This window comes from Bradyrhizobium sp. LB13.1 (assembly GCF_054056815.1).
On record NZ_JBSRYQ010000001.1, the window covers coordinates 1,419,569 to 1,439,570 of the forward strand.

At 64.1% G+C, this 20,002-nt stretch carries 20 protein-coding genes and 1 pseudogene; 9 read left to right on the forward strand and 12 right to left on the reverse strand.

What is annotated here, in order from left to right; genetic code table 11:
* Nucleotide 1 precedes the first annotated feature (1 nt).
* The 3 genes from ACVWYI_RS06605 to ACVWYI_RS06615 are packed head-to-tail and all read left to right on the forward strand — an operon-like array spanning nt 2 to nt 3,934.
* Nucleotides 2-1,111 (forward strand): microcin C ABC transporter permease YejB, encoded by a 1,110-nt coding sequence (locus ACVWYI_RS06605; RefSeq protein ID WP_247446276.1) that lies wholly within the window; start codon nt 2-4, stop codon nt 1,109-1,111.
* Nucleotides 1,111-2,292, forward strand: a complete 1,182-nt coding sequence (locus tag ACVWYI_RS06610; protein ID WP_247446277.1) for an ABC transporter permease — start codon at nt 1,111-1,113, stop codon at nt 2,290-2,292. Before ACVWYI_RS06605 ends, ACVWYI_RS06610 begins: the two co-directional genes overlap by 1 nt.
* 4 nt (nt 2,293-2,296) lie before the next feature.
* A complete protein-coding gene (locus tag ACVWYI_RS06615; RefSeq protein WP_456661547.1) occupies nt 2,297-3,934 on the forward strand; it encodes an ABC transporter ATP-binding protein in 1,638 nt (545 codons plus the stop codon).
* 6 nt (nt 3,935-3,940) lie between these two features.
* On the opposite strand, the gene ACVWYI_RS06620 is transcribed toward ACVWYI_RS06615, so the two are convergent.
* Nucleotides 3,941-4,783 (reverse strand): C40 family peptidase, encoded by an 843-nt coding sequence (locus ACVWYI_RS06620; protein ID WP_456651629.1) that lies wholly within the window; start codon nt 4,781-4,783, stop codon nt 3,941-3,943.
* A complete protein-coding gene (locus tag ACVWYI_RS06625) occupies nt 4,776-6,149 on the reverse strand; it encodes a leucyl aminopeptidase family protein (RefSeq protein ID WP_456661548.1) in 1,374 nt (457 codons plus the stop codon). The genes ACVWYI_RS06620 and ACVWYI_RS06625 overlap by 8 nt, the downstream gene beginning before the upstream one ends.
* A gap of 201 nt (nt 6,150-6,350) precedes the next feature.
* On the opposite strand from ACVWYI_RS06625, the gene ACVWYI_RS06630 reads away from it, so the two are divergent.
* The 4 genes from ACVWYI_RS06630 (at nt 6,351) to ACVWYI_RS06645 (ending at nt 9,245) form a co-directional block, all read left to right on the forward strand.
* Complete coding sequence (locus ACVWYI_RS06630) at nt 6,351-6,554, forward strand: hypothetical protein (RefSeq protein WP_456661549.1); 204 nt, start codon at nt 6,351-6,353, stop codon at nt 6,552-6,554.
* 269 nt (nt 6,555-6,823) lie between these two features.
* Complete coding sequence (locus ACVWYI_RS06635; RefSeq protein ID WP_456661550.1) at nt 6,824-8,062, forward strand: metallophosphoesterase family protein; 1,239 nt, start codon at nt 6,824-6,826, stop codon at nt 8,060-8,062.
* 5 nt (nt 8,063-8,067) lie between these two features.
* The gene (locus tag ACVWYI_RS06640; protein ID WP_456661551.1) at nt 8,068-8,325 is read left to right on the forward strand and encodes a hypothetical protein; all 258 of its coding nucleotides are present in this window, start codon (nt 8,068-8,070) and stop codon (nt 8,323-8,325) included.
* A 92-nt stretch (nt 8,326-8,417) separates the two neighbouring features.
* On the forward strand, nt 8,418-9,245 hold the full coding sequence (locus ACVWYI_RS06645; protein WP_247446282.1) for a tetratricopeptide repeat protein: 828 nt from the start codon (nt 8,418-8,420) through the stop codon (nt 9,243-9,245).
* 58 nt (nt 9,246-9,303) lie between these two features.
* On the opposite strand, the gene ACVWYI_RS06650 is transcribed toward ACVWYI_RS06645, so the two are convergent.
* The 10 genes and pseudogenes from ACVWYI_RS06650 to ACVWYI_RS06695 form a co-directional block, all read right to left on the reverse strand.
* Nucleotides 9,304-10,278: a type II secretion system F family protein gene (locus ACVWYI_RS06650; RefSeq protein ID WP_247343853.1), complete on the reverse strand. Its 975-nt coding sequence runs from the start codon at nt 10,276-10,278 to the stop codon at nt 9,304-9,306.
* 9 nt (nt 10,279-10,287) lie between these two features.
* Nucleotides 10,288-11,265: a type II secretion system F family protein gene (locus ACVWYI_RS06655; RefSeq protein WP_354103057.1), complete on the reverse strand. Its 978-nt coding sequence runs from the start codon at nt 11,263-11,265 to the stop codon at nt 10,288-10,290.
* A gap of 16 nt (nt 11,266-11,281) precedes the next feature.
* Nucleotides 11,282-12,742: a CpaF family protein gene (locus ACVWYI_RS06660; protein ID WP_247446285.1), complete on the reverse strand. Its 1,461-nt coding sequence runs from the start codon at nt 12,740-12,742 to the stop codon at nt 11,282-11,284.
* A 19-nt stretch (nt 12,743-12,761) separates the two neighbouring features.
* Nucleotides 12,762-14,030: an AAA family ATPase gene (locus tag ACVWYI_RS06665; protein ID WP_456661552.1), complete on the reverse strand. Its 1,269-nt coding sequence runs from the start codon at nt 14,028-14,030 to the stop codon at nt 12,762-12,764.
* Nucleotides 14,027-14,764, reverse strand: coding sequence for a CpaD family pilus assembly protein (locus ACVWYI_RS06670; RefSeq protein ID WP_456661553.1), 738 nt, complete (start codon nt 14,762-14,764; stop codon nt 14,027-14,029). The genes ACVWYI_RS06665 and ACVWYI_RS06670 overlap by 4 nt, the downstream gene beginning before the upstream one ends.
* Before the next feature lie 17 nt (nt 14,765-14,781).
* Complete coding sequence (locus tag ACVWYI_RS06675; protein ID WP_247344340.1) at nt 14,782-16,257, reverse strand: type II and III secretion system protein family protein; 1,476 nt, start codon at nt 16,255-16,257, stop codon at nt 14,782-14,784.
* 11 nt (nt 16,258-16,268) lie between these two features.
* Nucleotides 16,269-17,067, reverse strand: a pseudogene (cpaB, locus tag ACVWYI_RS06680) (Flp pilus assembly protein CpaB).
* Between the two features lie 127 nt (nt 17,068-17,194).
* A complete protein-coding gene (locus ACVWYI_RS06685; RefSeq protein ID WP_456661554.1) occupies nt 17,195-17,719 on the reverse strand; it encodes an A24 family peptidase in 525 nt (174 codons plus the stop codon).
* Between the two features lie 123 nt (nt 17,720-17,842).
* Nucleotides 17,843-17,989 carry a hypothetical protein gene (locus ACVWYI_RS06690; RefSeq protein ID WP_247343835.1) on the reverse strand — a complete coding sequence of 49 codons (147 nt, stop codon included), beginning with the start codon at nt 17,987-17,989 and terminating at the stop codon, nt 17,843-17,845.
* A gap of 68 nt (nt 17,990-18,057) precedes the next feature.
* A complete protein-coding gene (locus ACVWYI_RS06695; RefSeq protein WP_011084259.1) occupies nt 18,058-18,222 on the reverse strand; it encodes a Flp family type IVb pilin in 165 nt (54 codons plus the stop codon).
* 260 nt (nt 18,223-18,482) lie between these two features.
* Here ACVWYI_RS06695 and ACVWYI_RS06700 point away from each other — a divergent pair, with 260 nt between their 5' ends.
* On the forward strand, nt 18,483-19,310 hold the full coding sequence (locus ACVWYI_RS06700) for a sterol desaturase family protein (protein ID WP_456661555.1): 828 nt from the start codon (nt 18,483-18,485) through the stop codon (nt 19,308-19,310).
* Nucleotides 19,311-19,464: 154 nt separating this feature from the next.
* Entirely contained in the window at nt 19,465-19,962 is a 498-nt protein-coding gene (locus tag ACVWYI_RS06705) for a pilus assembly protein N-terminal domain-containing protein (protein ID WP_247343830.1), read from the forward strand.
* Nucleotides 19,963-20,002 lie beyond the last annotated feature (40 nt).

Genomic DNA, 20,002 nt, shown 5'->3' on the forward strand with positions numbered 1-20,002 from the left:
CATGAGCGCCTATATCGCCCGCCGCATCCTGCTGATGATCCCGACCTTGCTCGGGATCCTCTTCGTCTCCTTCATCGTCGTGCAGTTCGCGCCGGGCGGCCCGGTCGAGCGCGTGATTGCGCAGCTCTCGGGCGCCGACACCGGCGGCAGCTCGCGCATTTCGGGCGGCAGCGACTTTGCGCAGCGCGCCCCGGGGCAGTTAGGGGCCGGCGGCGATGCCATCAACTCGAAATATCGCGGCGCGCAAGGCCTCGATCCCGATTTCATCAAGAAGCTGGAGGTGCAGTTCGGCTTCGACAAGCCGGCGCCCGAGCGGTTCGCGCTGATGGTGTGGAATTTCGCCCGCTTCGATTTCGGCAAGAGCTACTTCCGCGACGTCAGCGTGATCCAGTTGATCAAGGAGAAGCTGCCGGTCTCGATCTCGCTCGGCATCTGGCTGACGCTGCTGACCTACCTGATCTCGATTCCGCTCGGCATCCGCAAGGCAGTCAGGGACGGAACGCGCTTCGACACCTGGACGTCGAGCGTGCTCGTGCTCGGCTATGCGATTCCCGGCTTCCTGTTCGCGATCCTCCTGATCATCCTGTTTGCCGGGGGCTCGTTCTTCAATTGGTTCCCGCTGCGCGGACTGACCTCGGACGGCTGGTCGCAATTTCCCTGGTACTGGAAGATCATCGATTACTTCTGGCATTTGACGCTGCCGCTCATCGCCATGGGGCTCGGTGCATTCACCACCATGACGTTCCTGACCAAGAACTCGTTTCTGGACGAGATCCGCAAGCAATACGTGATGACCGCGCGCGCGAAGGGCTGCAGCGAGAATCGGGTGCTCTACGGCCACGTCTTCCGGAACGCGATGCTGATCGTCATCGCGGGTTTTCCCAGCACCTTCATTCACGCCTTCTTCTCGGGCTCGCTTTTGATCGAGACCATCTTCTCGCTGGACGGACTGGGACTGCTCAGTTTCGAGAGCGTTCTCAACCGCGATTACCCCGTGGTGTTCGGCACGCTCTTCATCTTTTCGCTCGTCGGCCTCGTCATCAACCTCATCTCTGACCTGACCTATATGTGGATCGATCCGCGGATCGATTTCGAGGCGCGGGAGGTCTGATGACGCTGGCCGCCCCCACCACGCCGATCGAAACCACTGCGAAGTCGCCGCTCGGCAATGCGGTGCCGATCACGCGCAAACCGTTCGTGCCGTCGCCGCTCAACAGGCGCCGCTGGCAGAATTTCAAGGCGAACCGGCGCGGCTACTGGTCGTTCTGGCTCTTCATGATCCTGTTTGTGGTGTCGCTGTTCGCCGAGCTGATCGCCAATGACCGGCCGTTCATGATCAAATATGATGGCCGCCTCTACTGGCCGTCCGTCATCACCTATTCGGAAACCACTTTCGGCGGCGACTTCGAAACGGCGGCCGATTATCGCGATCCCTATTTGCAGAAGCTGATCAGGGACAAAGGCGGCAGCATCGTCTGGCCGCTGATCCGCTACTCCTACGACACCCACAATCTCGATCTGCCGACGCCGGCACCGTCGCCGCCGACCTGGATGCTGACGGAAGCGCAGTGCAAGCCGGTGGTCGAGAAGAAGGGTCTCAAGAGCTGCCGCGACCTGGAATACAACTGGCTCGGCACCGACGATCAGGGCCGCGACGTGGTGGCGCGGCTGATCTACGGCTTCCGCATCTCGGTGCTGTTCGGCCTCTGCCTGACCATCGTCTCCTCCATCGTCGGCATCGCGGCCGGCGCGGTGCAGGGCTATTTCGGCGGCTGGATCGACCTGCTGTTCCAGCGTTTCATCGAGATATGGACTGCGATCCCTTCGCTCTATCTGCTGCTGATCCTGTCGTCGGTGCTCGTGCCCGGCTTCTTCGTGCTGCTCGGCATCCTGCTGTTGTTTTCCTGGGTGTCGCTGGTGGGACTCGTGCGCGCGGAATTTCTGCGCGGGCGCAATTTCGAGTACATCCAGGCGGCGCGGGCGCTCGGCGTGTCGAACGCCGTGATCATGTTCAGGCATCTGCTGCCGAACGCGATGGTCGCGACGATGACGTTCCTGCCATTCATCGTGTCGAGTTCGGTGATGACACTCACGGCCCTCGACTTCCTCGGCTTCGGGTTGCCGCCCGGCTCGCCGTCGCTCGGCGAGCTGCTGTCGCAGGGCAAGTCCAACGTGCAGGCGCCATGGCTCGGTTTCTCCGGCTTCTTCTCGGTCGCGATCATGCTGTCGCTCTTGATCTTCATCGGCGAGGCCGTGCGCGACGCCTTCGATCCGCGCAAGACGTTCAGGTAAACCAATGGACGCGATCAACCAGCCCCTGCTTGCCGTGCGCGACCTCTCGGTGGCCTTCCACCAGGGCGGCGCCACCACGCTCGCGGTCGACAAGGTCTCGTTCCAGATCAAGCGCGGCGAGTGCGTCGCACTGGTCGGCGAGTCCGGCTCCGGCAAGTCGGTCAGCGCGCTCTCGATCCTCAAGCTGTTGCCCTATCCGAATGCCTCGCATCCCTCGGGCAGCATCCGCTTCAAGGGACGCGAGCTGATCGACCAGTCGGAGCGGGAGATGCGCGGGATTCGCGGCAGCGACATCTCCATCATCTTCCAGGAGCCGATGACCTCGCTCAATCCGCTGCACACGATCGAGTCGCAGATTGGCGAGATCATCCAGCTCCATAACCCGACCAGCAATGCCGAGGTGCGCAGGCGGACGCTGGAGCTGCTGACGCAGGTCGGCATTCCCGAGCCTGAAACGCGGCTGAAGAGCTATCCGCACCAGCTCTCCGGCGGCCAGCGCCAGCGCGTCATGATCGCGATGGCGCTCGCCAACGAGCCGGACCTCCTGATCGCGGACGAGCCGACCACGGCGCTCGACGTCACCGTGCAGGCGCAGATCCTGACGCTGCTCGCAGAGATCCGCGGTCGGCTCGGCATGAGCCTGCTCTTCATCACCCACGATCTCGGCATCGTGCGCCGCATCGCCGACCAGGTCTGCGTCATGAAGGGCGGCGAGATCGTCGAGCAGGGGCCGGTCGAGCAGGTCTTCAAAAGCCCGAAGCATCCCTATACGCGCGACCTGCTTGCCGCCGAACCGAAGCCGGATCCAGCGCCGCCGCAGCCGGATGCGCCGGTGGTGATGTCGGCCGACGACCTGAAAGTCTGGTTTCCGATCAAGCGGGGGTTGATGCGCAAGACGGTCGGTCACATCAAGGCGGTCGACGGCGTCAGCATCGCCGTGCGCAAGGGCGAGACGCTTGGCGTTGTCGGCGAGTCCGGCTCGGGCAAGACCACGCTGGGACTGGCATTGATGCGGCTGATCTCCTCGAACGGACGCATCGTGTTCCTGGGAAAGGATATCCAGGGTCTGCGCTTCAAGGAGATGCGGCCCATCCGGCGCGACATGCAGATCGTGTTTCAGGATCCGTTCGGCTCGCTCAGCCCGCGTATGTCGGTTGCCGATATCGTCGCCGAAGGTCTCTCCGTGCATCAGCCGAAGCTCTCGCACGAGGAGCGTGAGGTGCGCGTCGTCAAGGCGCTCGAGGACGTCGGGCTGGAGGCAGACACTCGCCACCGCTATCCCCATGAATTCTCCGGCGGCCAGCGCCAGCGCATCTCGATCGCGCGCGCCGTGGTGCTGGAGCCGGATTTCGTCGTGCTGGACGAGCCGACCAGCGCGCTCGACATGCTGATTCAAGCGCAGATGGTCGATCTGCTGCGTGAGTTGCAGCGCAGGCGCGATCTCACCTACATGTTCATCTCGCACGATCTGCGCGTCGTTGCCTCGCTCGCCAGCCATCTGATCGTGATGCGTGGCGGCAAGGTGGTCGAGGAAGGCCAGGCTTCTGAACTCTTCAAGAGCCCGAAAACGGATTACACCCGCGCGCTGTTTGCGGCGGCGTTTCGGCTGGAGACGGCGGGGAACGGGTCGGCGGCGACGTAGCGTCCGTCAGAGCCGCTTGATCGCGGTGATCTCGCTGCCAGCTTGCTTGATCCTTGCGATTGCCGGCTCGATCGGCTCGATCACCGTTGCCATGTGATGCGCGTTGGCGTGGACCATGGTGGCGCCGTCGCGAACGATGGCGACATGGCCCTTCCAAAAAATGAGATCGCCGCGTTGCAGCTTGCTCAGCTCATGCGGCTCCAGCGCGCGGCCGAGGCCGGCCTGCTGCATGTCGCTGTCGCGCGGGCAGCCGATGCCCGCTGATGTCAGCGAGACCTGAACGAGGCCCGAGCAATCGATGCCAAAACTGCTTTTGCCGCCCCAGAGATAGGGCGTGCCGACGAAACGCTCGGCGGCTGTGACGAAATCCGACTCGCGATGTTCCAGCGGGACGAGATGAGCCTTGGGCAGATATTGTCCGTCGCGCGTCACGGCGAAGCTGCCGTCCTCGCGCGCGACCGCGATCTTCGATCCCATCACCAGCGTGTCTGCCGGCGGCAGCTTGATCGAGGGACCGGGGAAGGCAAAGGTTCGTAGCGCACCGACCATGTGGGTCGGGGCGGACGAGGGTTTCATGAGCGCTGCATCCGGCAGCCAGCCGACATAGCCGTCACCGGAAAGCTGACCCCAGGCCCAGCCTTCGCCGTCGCGATCGTAGACCGTGACGCGTTCGCCGCGTAGCGCTTGTGTCATCAGCATCGCGTTCGACGACGGCTGCTGGCGCACGGGGGCGATCGCCTCGACTATCTCGTATTCCTCGCCCGTGACGAAGCGATCGGCCTGCACCTTGCCTTCGAGATATTTCGCGGCGAGGTCGCCCCGCATTGGTGTCAGTCGCGGATCATGCATAGCGCTCGCTCAGCAATGTGTAGATCGCGCGCGCGGCCTGGCATTCGCCGCCCTCGGGGCGCGCGGGCTTCGCCGACGGCGTCCAACCGTAGATGTCGACATGCAGCCAGCTCCTGGCCTGCTCGACGAAGCGTTGCAGGAACAGCGCGCAAATGATCGAGCCGGCAAAGCCGCCGGACGGTGCGTTGGTGATGGTGGCCGTCTTGGAGTCCAGCCACGCATCGTAAGGCGGCCACAGCGGCATGCGCCACAACGGATCGTTCTCCTTCACCGCACATCGTGCGACGTCGGCGGCAAGCGTCTCATCATTGGTGTAAAAGGGCGGTAAATCAGGGCCCAGAGCGACGCGTGCCGCTCCCGTCAACGTGCCGAGATCAATCAGCAGGTCCGGCTTTTCTTCGTCGGCCAGCGCCAGCGCGTCGGCGAGCACGAGGCGGCCCTCTGCGTCGGTATTGCCGATCTCGACCGTGATGCCCTTGCGCGAGGTGAAGATGTCGAGCGGGCGGAAAGCGTTGCTGGAGACCGCGTTCTCCACGGCCGGAACCAGCACGCGCAGGCGGACCTTGAGCTTCGCATCCATCACCATGCGCGCCAGCGCCAGCACGTTGGCGGCGCCGCCCATGTCCTTCTTCATGATCAGCATGCCGCTCGATGGCTTCAAATCGAGTCCGCCGGTGTCGAAGCAGACGCCCTTGCCGACCAGCGTCACCTTGGGATGAGCCGGGTCTCCCCAGCCGATGTCGATCAGCCGCGGCGCGCGGTCCGAGGCCATGCCAACGGCGTGGATGAGCGGAAAATTCGTCTTCAAGTCCTCGCCGATGGTGCAGGCAAAGCTTGCACCGAATTCGGCGGCGAGATCTTGCGCGGCTGTGGCCAGCTCCTCCGGCCCCATGTCATTGGCCGGCGTGTTGATGAGGTCGCGCGCCAGCGTCGCAGCGTCCGCCATGCGGTTGATCTCGGCCGCGTCGACGCCGTCGGGCGGCACGAGGCGGACCTCGGGGCGGTCCGCCTTGCGGTACCGGGCGAAGCGATAACTGCCGAGCGCGAAGGCGACTGCGGCGAGCCGTGCATCGTGCGGTGCATTGGCGAAGCGATAGATGCCCGGGGGCAACAGGCCGGGCAGGGAGCCCGGCCGGAACAGGTCGCGCGCTTTTGCACCTTCGTCCTCGAGGCCGAACAGCACTTGCGCGATCGTACCGTCGGGCGCGGGCAGCGCGAGGTAGCCGCCCGGCTTTGCGATAAAAGCGCTCGCGGTGGCGAACCGGCGTTGCGCCGGCGGCAACGTCTCGGCGACCTGATCCCAGCTCGACTTGGTGACGAAGGTGATCGGGATGGCGGAGGGCGACGTCTCGAAGACAGAAGGCATTGGCGGGTCCGGATCGTCAGATCGAGCGGGTCATACGAACGGACGAGATTTCGCAGAGTTTCGCCGCCGCTGCAATCAGCTTTGCGCTCACCATTCGGCGATCCGCTACTCGCAGCAGGAGGGCCATGCTACGTTCCGGCAACGGCCGTCAGGTGTGGAGATATCCGGCGGCCGACGACCAAGCCGGCCGGGAGGAATGCAATGGAATTTGTGTGGAGCGTGGTCACATTCGTGGGCCAGGCCGTCGAGGCGATTTTCGGTTATGTCGAGCATCATCATTGGATCTTCGCATTCCTTGCCGGCGGTTACGTCTTCTATCTCCACGACCGCTCCGTTCACGCGCGGTTCGATGCGCTCGACAAGCGCATCGACGAAATCCGCAAGCGGATGGCCATCGAATATTGATCGGGCGAGCGAAACCATCGTCGGATAGGGCTCGTATCTCATGCTGAGAACTGCCGTTCACGCGAGTGTGGCCGCAAGGGCTTTACTAGCGCTGCGGTTGTGGCATTATCGATAAATATTTTAGATTGTGTCGTGCGGTTCTGCACCTAGCGAGAGTTTATTCTCACCTGGCTCATCACGGCCCGGGTTGAAACCGGACTGAACCTGATCGGCGAAGGCATTTCTCTTACCTTTTGGGCGGCGCAGCATTTGCAAACAAGCGGCGCAAAATGGATAGATCGTTTGTTATTGTACACATCTCCGACCTGCATCTGGACGGGACGGGTCGGCTGCTTGCGACGATCGAGACGCTCAATGCCGCAATTCGCGAGAGGATGGCGGACTTCGCGGAGATTCCTGATCGCATCCTGATGATCACGGGCGATCTGGTGGACGACCCGACGCCGCGTTCGCTCGACGAGGCACTGGCCGTCATTGCGTCCTTCCGGCAGACCGGGCTGTTCACCGACATCCAGGCGATTGCCGGCAATCACGACGTGAAGCGCCCGAGCCAGCGTGCAGGCCGCCACGACGTCTATGATTACCTGCATCTGCCACGCACCTCGAAGAGCGTCTACTACCGCCAGGCCGGCCTCGATCTGGTGCTGCTCGATTCCAACCGCGCCAGCATTACGACACTCGCGAGCGGCAAATTGGACGAGGGCGCCTATAACGCCATGGTTGCGGATTCCGCGCGGCTGAGCGTCGAGCTTGCGGACAGCCTTAGGTCGGCCGGCCGCGCCGATTATGCCGAGCCGGCGGAAAACCTAGTGCGTGTGCTGGCGCTGCACCATCATCCGCTACCGCAGGCAACCGGAGAGGGGAAGCGATTTCTCGGCGTGCCCGACGAGCCGCTGATGTATCTCGCCGCGCCCGCGACCTTCCTCGAAGCGGCGACGTCGCTCAATGTCGATCTGGTTCTGCACGGGCACCGGCATGTCGAGGGGCTGACACGTTATTCGATCCCCGATCCGCGTGCCACGTCGAGCGAGAGCGGTGAAGCATTGTGGCGCACGATCTACGTCTTGTCCTGTCCGTCATCGACCGGGCAGGCCGGTGACGATGCCGGCTTCAACGTCATCCATTTCGGCCCGATGTCCCATGCCGGCCGTATGGAGTATCGCTTCGCGATCGCCCGCTACTCACGATCACGCAACGACGGAGTCTTCAGGCCGCTCGATTCGAACCTGCCGCACGGCGTCGTCAAGCTGCCGGCAGGGCGGGATTTTTCCCGTGACCCGGCCGTCCAGTCGGCCATCGAGATCGACGCATGCACGGCGCTGAAACGGGATGAGGTTACAGCATTTGCCCGCCGGCTCCTGCTGCGCCGCGCCTTCTATGCCGACGGGAGGTGGATTGGGCCAATTTGCTCCACGTCTATCTCGTCACCTCTCACGCCTGGGCCGATCTCGAAAGCAAGTTCCCGAGGTCTGCGTGCAAGCATGACGTCGAGGCGGCGTCCGTGGTGACATCGGTGCCGCGCCGATTGGTCGAGCAATCGGCCAATGTGCTCGGCATCGACGATTTTCAGCTTGACGACCTCCGCGCGATGCGTCTGGTCAATCGCGACGATCTTCGCCGCGAATTGCCGAGGGTGACGCGCCCGGGCATCGATGTCGAGGTCGAGGCGCAGCAACGACTGCAATTGCTGCGGGGCCTGAACGAGCAGGCGAAGGCGCTCGGCCTCGATCCGGGTCTCGGCGGCAAGGTGCCGCCGCAGACGCCGCAGTGACAGGCGGGTCGGGAGCGTTAACCGGCCGTTAGGGTTAACAGTCTATTGCTGGCGCGTTCGGCTCGATCAATCGGCTCGAGAGTCAAAGCGTCATGCGTCAGCGGTTCAGTCTCGAACGGTTCAGTCTTGCCCGGCTTCTTGCGTCTACCTCGCTGGTCGCGGCGGTGGCCATGGGCCTCGGCGGCTGCACGGCCATGTCGAAACTCTCCGACGTCACGGGCTCGATCGGGCCGCGGGCGGAAGCCGCTCCCACCGATCCCGCGCGCGCCGCTGAAGTCTATGGCGAGCGCTACCGTGCCAATCCCAAGGACGCCGAGGCGGCGCTCGCCTACGGCCAGGCCTTGCGCGCCAACGGCCAGCGCGCCCAGGCCGCCGCCGTGCTCGAGCAGGCGACCATCGCCAATCCCGGCAACAAGGCGCTGATGGCCCAATACGGTCGCGCGCTCTCCGACAACGGAAATTTCCAGCAGGCCTTCGACGTGCTGTCGAAGGCGCATTCGCCCGACAACCCGGATTGGCGCCTGCTCTCGGTGCAGGGTACCGCGCTCGATCAGATGGGTCGTCACGAGGAAGCGCGCTCCTATTATGCGAGCGCGCTGAAGATCGCGCCGGGCGATGCCGGCGTGCTCTCCAATCTCGGCCTGTCCTACATGTTGTCAAGAGACCTGCCGAAGGCCGAAGACGCGCTGCGACAGGCCTACGCCTCGCCGCGCGCAAGCACGCGGGTGCGGCAGAATCTCGGTCTGGTCGTCGGTCTCCAGGGCCGCTTCGCCGAAGCCGAGACCATCGTGAAGGCGGACCTGCCGCCGGACCAGGCCGCGGCCAATGTCGCCTATCTCAAGGAAATGCTGACCCGCAGCGCCGCCCCGCGCGGGGCCCCGAAGCGGACTCCGGTCGCCTCGCTCGGGCAGCCCGACTGATCAGACGTGATTTTCCAATGCTGAAGACAACCGTGGACCGCGCGGTCCGCGTCTTGCGTCATTGCATCGCGGAGATCTTGATGCCGGTCGGTCCGAGAATGACGACGAACAGCACAGGCAGGAAGAACAGGATCATCGGCACCGTCAGCTTCGGCGGCAGGGCGGCGGCCTTCTTCTCGGCTTCGTTCATGCGCATGTCGCGGTTTTCCTGCGCCATCACCCGCAAGGAGTGGCCGAGCGGGGTGCCGTAACGCTCCGCCTGCTGGAGCGCGAGGCATACCGACTTGACGCCCTCGAGCCCGGTGCGGCGCGCGAGGTTCTCATAGGCGACCTTGCGGTCCTGCAAATAGGACAGCTCGGCCGTGGTCAGGGTGAACTCCTCCGACAGCGCGATCGACTGGCCCACGATTTCGACCGCGACCTTCCGGAACGCCATCTCGACCGACATGCCGGATTCGATGCAGATCAGGAGCAGGTCGAGCGCATCGGGGAAGGCGCGCTTGATCGAGAGTTGTCGCTTGGAGATCGCGTTCCTCAGGAAGAGCATCGGCGCCTGAAGGCCGAGATAGGCCGCACCGACGCAGATGCCGATTTTGATCGGCATCGACTGCTCCATATGCGCGATCAGGAACACGTAGACGACCGAGCCGACGAACAACACGATCGGGGCCACCAGGCGGGCGAACAGGAAAGTGATGTAGGGCGCCTGGCCGCGATAGCCCGCCATGATGAGTTTGTCCCGCGCAGCTTCCTGCGCGAGCCATTTGGTCAGGTTGAAGTCATCGACGACTTTCGAGACGAGTTGCTTCGGCGTCTGGCGCAGCGAGACCTTTTCGCTCTTGTGAAGGCGCTCGCGCTCGCGCTGCCGGATGCGCTCACGTTCGTTCGCCACCGCCTTCATGCGCTTGGCAAGGCCTTCGCCGGCGAACAGCGGCATCACCAGCGAATAGACGGTGGCGCTGGCGGCGACGGCCGCCAGCATCATCGTCATGAAGTGGACGTCGTGAAGTTTCGAAACGAGGAACTCTACCATAAGGCACCATCAGAAGTCGAAGTTGATCATCTTCTTCATCACCATGATGCCGACCGACATCCAGACGACGCAGCCGACCAGCATGAGCTGGCCTGTGGGATGGGTCCAAAGCGTCGAGATGTATTGCGGCGTCGTGAGATAGACGAGGAACATCACGATCGGCGGCAGCGAGCCGATGATGCCGGCCGAGGCCTTGGCTTCCATCGACATCGCCTGGATCTTCTCTTTCATCTTCTTGCGGTCGCGCAGCACCTTGGAGAGGTTGCCGAGCGCTTCGGAGAGGTTTCCGCCCGACTTTTGCTGGATCGAGATGACGATGCCGAAGAAGTTGGCCTCGGGCAGCGGCATGCGATCGTAGAGCCGCGTGCAGGCCTCGCCGAGCGGCATGCCGACCGCCTGGGTCTCGATGATGGACAGAAACTCGCTGCGCAGCGGCTCGGGCGCGTCGGCGGCGACGACCTTGATCGATTCGAACAGCGGCAGGCCCGCCTTGATGCCGCGGACGATGACGTCGACGGCGTCGGGCAGCGCCTTCAGGAACTTGGCTTCGCGGCGATTCTTCAGAAAGCCCAGCCCCCAGCGCGGCAGACCGAGGCCGCCGGCAAAGGCGAGGCCGGCGGCGCCGAGCAGGCCGCCGCCGATGAACAGGGCGGCTGCGAACAGCACGCCCGCCACGACGGCGGAGACGATCCAGAATTTCTGCGGCGCCCAGTCGAGGCCGGCCTGCGACAGGCGAACACTGAGCGGTACGCTCTTCTCCTGCTGGCGCCGCGCCTCGAGATCCTTGAGCGAGGTCTCGACCTGCTCGCGACGCGAGCGTTGCGTCTTCTCGGCCGCGCGGGCCGTGGGCACCTCGGCGCGCGCGATCGAGGCGCGGCGGCTCTCCGCCTTCCGTTCCCCGGACAGCATTGGATAGAGGAAGACCCAGGCGAGGCCGCCGACGGCGGCGGTAGCGAGGAAGGCGAGGGCGAGGACCTGCATGTTCATGGCCGTGCTGACTTCCTCACGTCGGGGGCGCCACTTCTGCGGCGTCGAGTGCCGCGGCAAGGCGCTTCTCTTCGCCGTAATAGCGGGCGCGTTCCCAGAACTTCGGGCGGCCGATGCCGGTCGAGCGATGCCGGCCGATGATCTTGCCGTTGGCATCCTCGCCGACCATGTCGTAGAGGAAGACGTCCTGGGTGATGATGGTGTCGCCTTCCATGCCCATCACCTCGGTGATGTGGGTGATGCGGCGTGAGCCGTCGCGCAGACGCGCGGCCTGGACGATGACGTCGATCGAAGCGCAAATCATCTCGCGGATTGTTCGCGATGGAAGCGAAAAGCCGCCCATCGTGATCATGGATTCGCAGCGTGACAGCGCTTCGCGGGGATTGTTGGCGTGCAGCGTGCCCATCGAGCCGTCATGGCCGGTGTTCATGGCCTGAAGCAGGTCGAAAGCTTCGGGTCCACGGACCTCGCCGACGATGATGCGCTCGGGACGCATACGCAGGCAGTTGCGCACGAGCTCGCGCATGGTGACCTGGCCTTCGCCCTCGATGTTGGGCGGCCGGGTTTCCAGCCGCACCACGTGCGGCTGCTGGAGCTGGAGTTCGGCGGCGTCTTCGCAAGTAATGACGCGCTCGTCGTGCTCGATGTAGTTGGTCAGGCAGTTGAGCAGCGTGGTCTTGCCCGAGCCGGTACCGCCGGAGATCAGCACGTTGCAGCGGACGCGGCCGATGATCTGGAGGATTTCAGCGCCTTCCGGCGAGATCGCGCCGAACTTGACGAGCTGATCGAGCGTCAGCTTGTCCTTCTTGAATTTGCGGATGGTGAGCGTGGGGCCGTCGATCGACAGCGGCGGTACGATGGCGTTGACGCGGGAGCCGTCGGCCAGGCGCGCGTCGCAGATCGGCGAAGATTCGTCGACGCGCCGGCCGACCTGGCTGACGATGCGCTGACAGATGTTGAGCAGCTGCTGGTTGTCGCGGAAGCGGATGCCGGTGCGCTGGATCTTGCCGTTGACCTCGATGTAGACGGTATTGGCACCGTTGACCATGATATCGGCGATGTCGTCGCGCGACAACAGCGGCTCCAGCGGACCGTAGCCGAGGACGTCATTGCAGATGTCATCGAGCAACTCTTCCTGCTCAGCGATCGACATCACGATGTTCTTGATCGCGATGATCTCGTTGACGATGTCGCGGATTTCCTCGCGCGCGGACTCCGAATCGAGCTTGGCGAGCTGGGCGAGGTCAATGGCTTCGATCAGCGCGCCGAAGATGGTCGCCTTGACCTCGTAGTAATTGTCGGAGCGGCGGGCTTCCATGGTCGGCGCAGGCTTCGCCGGGGCAAGCGGCGGCGAGGCGACCGCCGGCGGCGGCGCGCGCGACACGGCGGGCGCCGAAGCCTGGGCAGGCTCTGACGCCACGGCGCCGGGCTTCGGGGCCCGAGTATCGGTGTCTGTTCCGCTACGCTTACCGAACACTTAACAACTCCATGCGGGGCTATTTTCCCCGCAACTTCTCAATCAGGGGTGAAAGCAACGACGATTTTTGCTTCTTCGTCTCGCTGCGGCCGGTCAGGCGCTGGGCGATCTGAAGGAACATCTCGATTGACTTGTGGTTGGCCGAGATCTCCGCGATCATCTGGCCGTTATTGGCCGCCGAGCCGAAGATCTGCGGCTCGAACGCGATCGAGACGACCGGCTTGCTCTCGATCGCCTTGGCGAACTCCGCCGCGGCGATTTCGGGCCGTTTCGGGACGCCGACCTGGTTCAGGCAGTAGAGCGGCGGTCTGTCGTTGGGCCGCGCGGCCTTCAGGAGATCGAATAGGTTCTTGGTGTTGCGTAAATTGGCGAGGTCGGGCGCTGCTACGATCAGGATGTCGTCCGCTCCGATCAAGGCGCGCTTGGTCCAGCCCGACCATTGGTGCGGAACGTCGAGCACGATGCAGGGCATGGTGGAGCGCAGCGTGTCGAACACGGCATCGAAGGCGTCGGTGCCGAAATCATAGACCCGGTCGAGCGTCGCCGGCGCCGCCAGCAGACTGAGGTGGTCGGTGCATTTCGACAGCAGGCGGTCAATGAAGGCGGTATCGACGCGATCGGGCGAGAACACGGCGTCGGCAATGCCCTGCGGCGGGTCCTGGTTGTAGTCGAGCCCGGCGGTGCCGAAGGCGAGGTCGAGGTCGGCGACGACCGCGTCCATCGCGAGATCGCGTGCGATCGCCCAGGCGACGTTGTGAGAGATGGTCGAAGCGCCGACGCCGCCCTTGGCGCCGACCACAGCGATGATACGGCCGACCGCCTTGGCTTCCGGCGCCGAGAACAGGTTGCAGATCGAGCGCACGACGTCGATCGGGCCGACTGGCGCAAGCACGTAGTCGCTGACGCCGCGGCGCACCAGCTCGCGGTAGAGCGTGACGTCGTTGATGCGGCCGATCACGACCACGCGGGTGCCGGCGTCGCAGACGGTCGCGAGATGGTCGAGCCCGCCCAGGATGTCGCTGCGGCCATCGCTTTCGAGCACGATCACGTTCGGCGTGGGCGCTGAGCGGTAGGCTTCGACCGCAGCCGCCATACCGCCCATCTGGATCTTAAGATGGGCCTTGCCGAGACGGCGATCCTCGCCAGCCGACTGCACAGCGGCCGCCGTTTCCACGGTCTCGCAGAAGGCCTGCACGGAAACGCGCGGCGCAGGCGCAATATGCTCCTCGATCGGGGGGAGAGATGCCTCAGACTGCTCTTCTTGAGGCTGGCGAGCGTAGTTGATCATCTGCCGGTGTCGCTGAGTTTGGCTTTGTCGGCGTCAGGATAGGCGATGCCCGTCGCCAATCCCTTGCGATACTTCTCGAACGCGGCAGTGCGCCGCGCCGTGTAAGACGGCGTTTCCGGCCGCGGCTGCTCGAGATCCGATGGATTGTCGACCATCGCCGCGAGGTTGCGCTGATAGGCGCAGCCATAATTGTAGTAGTCCTTGTTCTCGAACCAGCTCTTGTTCTTCATTGAGGGGCCGATGTCCTCCGGCCACAGGCCGCAGGGACCTGCGACCGCGGCGATCTTGGAATAGGTGAGCCGGATCGGCGGCAGGAAACGCTTGTCTTCCGGCTGGTAAGGACGCGCGTTGACGCCGCGCGGCGGAACGCCCGCTGCCGACAGCATCGCCTGGATTTCACGCATTGTCTCCGCGACTGGACGCGCGTTGGGCGTGCCGGACGGCACGTCGATCCGGATGGCGCCGGTGCCTTCGTGCAGCCAGGCCGACGCGACGCCCATCACGTCGGCGCGCTGGGCGGCGGTCAATCCGCCGCGGGCATGGCCGACGAAAACGACGATGGAGCGGTTCTGCTCCTCGATCGCGATCGGATGGCGCTGCTTGTAGTCGTCGGGAATCGAGCCCGTGACCGCTTCGTCGTGCTGGCAGCCGCCAAGGGCGAGCGCCATGCCGACGAGCGCGCCACCGAGGCGGATGGCGCGACTGCGAAGCTGGGGTGGTCTTGTGATCTTCATGAAGTCCCCGTTCCGCCTCAGTCGGTGATGAAGCCGTAGGTGCCGCGGTAGCTTTTGGCCGGTTCGGTCCGACCGGGCACACCGTAGATGCGGTTGATGTTGCCGAGCAGCTCGGCTTGCGGATCCGCAGGCGCGGAGAAGCCATCATCCGGCCGCGACAGGTCCTTTTGCGCAACGGCGCGAACGATATAGGGCGTCACGATCACGACCAGCTCGGTCGCGTTGTTGACGAAGTCGCGGCTGCGGAACAGCGTGCCGAGGATCGGAAGCTGCATCAGGCCCGGCAGTCCGCTGACCGCCTGCTTGGTCTGCTGCTGGATCAGGCCGGCCATCGCCATCGCGCCGCCGGAGGGAATTTCCAGCGAGGTCTCGGCGCGGCGGGTCTTGATCGAGGGCACCGTCAGCGAGTTGACCGACGTCGAGGTCACGGCCTGGGACAGCGTGATCGCATTTTCGTTTGAGAGCTCAGAGACCTCGGTCATCACCCGCAGGCTGATCTTGCCCTCGCTGAGAACGACCGGTGTGAAGTTGAGCGAGATGCCGAACTTCTTGAAGCTGATCTGGGTGGTACAGACATGCGTGGTTGGGTCGCACGCATAGCCCGCAGGCACCGGGAATTCACCGCCGGCGATGAAAGTTGCCGATTCACCGGAGATCGCGGTCAGGTTCGGTTCGGCCAGCGTCCGGATCACGCCCGCGGTTTCCATCGCACGCAGGGTGGCCTGCACCGACGGGGTCGCGCCGAACTTGGTGGTCAGGTTGTTGCCGTCGACGAGGTTGTGGCCGAGCGCCGTGAACGGATTGGCGTTGGTGAAGCTGACGACGGAGGTGCCGTAGTTGAGGTTGGCCGTGAGGTCGATGCCGAGCTGCTTGACAATGCTGCGCGCGACTTCCGCGACCGTCACCTTCAACATGACCTGGTCGCGGCCGCGGACCACGATCGAGTTCACGACCTTCTCAGGGCCGCCCGCGAGGCGCGAGGCGAGATCGTTGGCCTGCTGGGCTTCGGCCGGGTTCGCCGCCGAGCCGGTCAGGATGATGCCGTCACCTAGCCCGTCGATCTGGATGTCTGAATTGGGCAGGACCTGCTTCAGCGCGGCGCGCACGCCGTTGAGGTCGCGCTTGACCGCGATGTCATAGGCCGCGATCTGCTGGCCGGCGGAATCGAAGAACACGATGTTGGTCTGGCCGATCGCGGCGCCGATGATGTAGGCGCGTTGCGCCGAGCGAACGACCGCATTGGCGATCTTGGGATCAGCGACCAGCACGTCCTTGATGTCGCGCGGCAGGTCGATCACGATCGACTTGCCGATGCCCAGCGAGAGGAAGCGCGCGTTCATCTGACCGTCGGCCGCGGCCTGCGCCGCAGGGCGATAGTCGGCAGCGACCGCGGGGGTCAGCACCGGGTTGAGCGCGAGCGCAACGGCAGCCGAAAACGACAGGGCGCGGACCATTGAGGTTCGCATCGTCGTCAAATCTGCCCTGCATTCCATATCGACAGTCCTCATCGTGCCTTCGCCGTCGAGCTTGGGATGCCATAGCGAATGATGGAAACGCCGTCGCGCTTCTGCGCAGATTCATCGAGCGTGATCTCACTCATCTTGACGTCGACGATGCTGCGCAAGCGCCAGCGACAGCGTGCCGCTCTGGCGCGCGGCGGAGAGTGTCGCAGTCTGCGCGGGGTTGAGCTCGAGGGTGACGGTCTTGCCGACCACCGCGTTCTGACCGTCCTTCTCCTTGGGTGCCTGGTCGATGGCCAGGACGCGGACATTGGCCAGGATGATCTCGGACGTGACGACATCGGGCGCGCCGTTGTTCTGGTCCGGGTTCTTGAGACGGCGAGTCAGAAGCACGTCGACACGATCGTTGGGCAGGATGAAGCCGCCTGCGCCGGTCTCCGGCGAGATCTCGGTCGAGATTGCGCGCATGCCGGTGGGCAGGATTGCCGCCATGAAGCCGGAGCCTTCGGCCTTGACCAGCTTCTGGTCGCGCATCGGCTCACCCTGGATGAAGGGAGCGCGTGCGATCGAGCCGGTGACCTGGGTTACCGCCTCAGGGCGCTCATTGCGGCGGATAAAGGTGGCGCTGGCGGTCGCGGTCGGCCAGGTCTGCCACTGCACATCCTCCGGTTTGACGGTCTGGCCGAGGCCGATGTCGTTCTTGGCCACCAGGACGTCGACCGTCGGAAGCTGCGCGACCGGAGCCGGAGGCGGCGCAGAATTGTCCGTGCCGCTCGCCAAGTACGCGGCGACACCGCCGGCGCAAATGGCAACCGTCAGGACGACAATGCGTGCCCTATTCATACGCTTCACTTTCCACCAAACGCCGCGACGCTGCCGTCGCTGTAATCGGCAGTTGACCAGCTATTCGTCAAAGCATGGTTAATGAGGCGTATCTAAATCGCCTTGACGCCGGGTTTACCCGATGCGTTCAGCGCAATGCGAGGTGAGCGAGGTCGATCGCCTTCACCCATTCGGTCTCCGGGTAGATCATCAGCGCGCCGAGCGTGAGCGCGATGCCGTAAGGGATGCCGCTTTCCTTGTCGTGCAGCCGCGCCAGCCAGGCCTGGCCCGCGAGCCCGTAGGGCAATGGCCATTGCCGGAACTGGAGCAGGAGCAAGGTCAGCGCTCCGCCGAACAGCGAAGCGTAGAGCAGAAAATCCATCAATTGCGCGAAGCCGAACCAGAGCGCGACCGACGCGGCGACCTTGGCGTCGCCGCCTCCCATCCAGCCCATCGCAAAACAGGTGAAGGCCACGACCAGGAGAAGCGCGCCGGCGCCGACATGGTTCAGTATCTCGTAAGGTGCCATGCCACCGGCGAGAGCGAGCGCGAAAAAGCCGGCGACCAGCGCCAGCGACACGCGGTTCGAGATCGTCATCGTGAAGAGATCGCTCGCGGCCGCAAACGCCATCAGGGCAGGGAAGAGCAGAAGGCGCGCAAGGTCGAGGATCATGGCTGCGTCTTGAGGCCTGGGGTTTTGGCGCGGAGCTGGCGTCGCCGGATGCTAGCCGGCAGTGCTAAACAAACCGACAACGGCGGCCGCGGTCCCGAAGGGTGCAACCCGCCGAACGCGTGCTCACCAGAGACTGGCGATGCGCGCGGCGAGCGCGGTCGTCGCAAGCAGCAGCGCAAGGCAGATCCAATAGGCCGGCGAGCCGGTCTGCGCCGTCTCCGCCTCGTTCGCCGCGACCGCGGCATCGGTTCTGTACTTGCGCAACGCCACTGGAACTCACCGTCTTAGAAAACAAAGGCCCCGGAGGTCCGGGGCATTTGCCGTCGTTCGTCGGTCGCTTACTTCAGCGAGGTGCTGATCGAGGTGAACTTGGTGTTCAGCGTGCTGCCGAGATTGTTGACGACGGTGATGATGGCCAGCGCGATGCCGGCGGCGATCAGGCCGTATTCGATGGCGGTGGCGCCGGATTCATCTTTCGCGAAACGCGCAATCAGGTTCTTCATGAACATAACTCCATCTGGGGTGGGATCGCCTCGTTCGGCGCTGTGCTTGACGCGCTGACCATGAGATCCGAGCTCTTTCGGTAGAGTTAATTCGATCGGGCAAACCCGCTTCCCGCTGGCCAGAGTGAATTTCACCTTAAGGCGGCAGCTGCAATTCGCCCCGGAAGCGGATGTGCAGCAAGCGCAGTGCCGGCTTCACCGTCCCTTAAATTTAGGGGAGTACGCGTAGGCGGGACCAGCAATTCGCAAGAGAGACGATGATGTCGAGCCTGCCCATGCAAGTCGCCCTGATGCTCGGCGAGACCATCGCGAAAGTGGTCCCCACGACCTTTGCGCTGGCGATGGTCTTCACCGTGCTCGAGTATTTCTGGGCCTGCAATCCCGGCGTGCCGTGGTGGCGCAAGCGGGAGATCGTTACGGATATCTGCTACTGGTTCTTCGTTCCGGTGTTCGCACGCGTCATGCGGATCGGACTTCTGATCGTCGGCGCCAGCTTCGTCTTCAACATCCACGATGCCGACGAGCTCATCGCCTTTTACGACAATGGCCACGGCCCGCTGTCGCTATTGCCGCTCTGGGTCCAGGCCGTGCTGTTCCTGGTCCTGTCCGATTTCATGCTGTACTGGCTGCACCGGTTGTTCCACGGCGGCGGGTTCTGGAAGTACCACGCGATCCATCACTCCTCGGGGGAGATAAGCTGGATTTCGGCGGCCCGCTTCCATCCCGTCAATCTCATGCTCGGCACGATCGGGGTCGACGTCGTGCTGCTGATGGCCGGCATCTCCCCGAACGTCATGATCTGGGTCGCCCCGTTCACGACCTTCCATTCGGCCTTCGTGCACGCCAACCTGAACTGGACCTTCGGGCCGTTCAAATATCTGCTGGCGACGCCGGTGTTCCACCGCTGGCATCACACCTCTCTCGAAGAGGGCGGCGACACCAATTTTGCCGGCACGTTCCCGATCTGGGACGTGCTGTTCGGCACCTTCCGCATGCCCGCGGGGGAACTGCCGCAGGATTACGGCAAGGACGAAGCCACCATGCCGAAGGAGATCGGAGGGCAGCTTGCCTATCCGTTCCGCCACTAGGGTCCTCGAGGGCCGCAAAACGCCAGTCCGTTTAAACAATAGTCGGCGAATTTGCGGAACGTTCACGAATTGAGGGCAGGTTAGCCGCGTCGGGCACCGGCTCCGCTGCTATCTGATCGCTTCTGCCGGTTTGTGACGTCCCGGGGGTAAGAGTATGCGTAAACAACTGCTGCGCCGTCATGCGCGCGTCTGTCTTCTGGTTGCGGCCGCGGTGCTGGCATCGCCGGCTGCCGGACTTGCCGAGCCGACCGCCGATACGATCGCCGTCAATGTCGACCAGGCCAAGCTGGTGCGGCTGCCCGGCAAGGTGGCGACCATCGTGGTCGGCAATCCCATGATCGCCGACGTCACGCTCCAGCCCGGCGGCATGATCGTCGTGACCGGAAAGGGCTATGGCGCCACCAATTTCATCGCGCTCGACCGGGGCGGCGAGATCCTGGTCGACCGCCAGATCCAGGTCGAAGGTCCGAGCGACCGGCTCGTCACCGTCTATCGCGGGATCGAGCGCGAGTCCTACAGCTGCGCGCCGCTTTGCCAGCGTCGCGTGACGCTCGGCGACAGCGACGTCTACTTCAACAACACGATGAGCCAGGCCGGTTCGTTGAGCAGCACGGCCAGCGGCAGCGCCGGTGCGGGCGCCAAGACGAACTAGCAAGACGAATTAGCAAACGAGCTAGCAAGACCGATTAGCG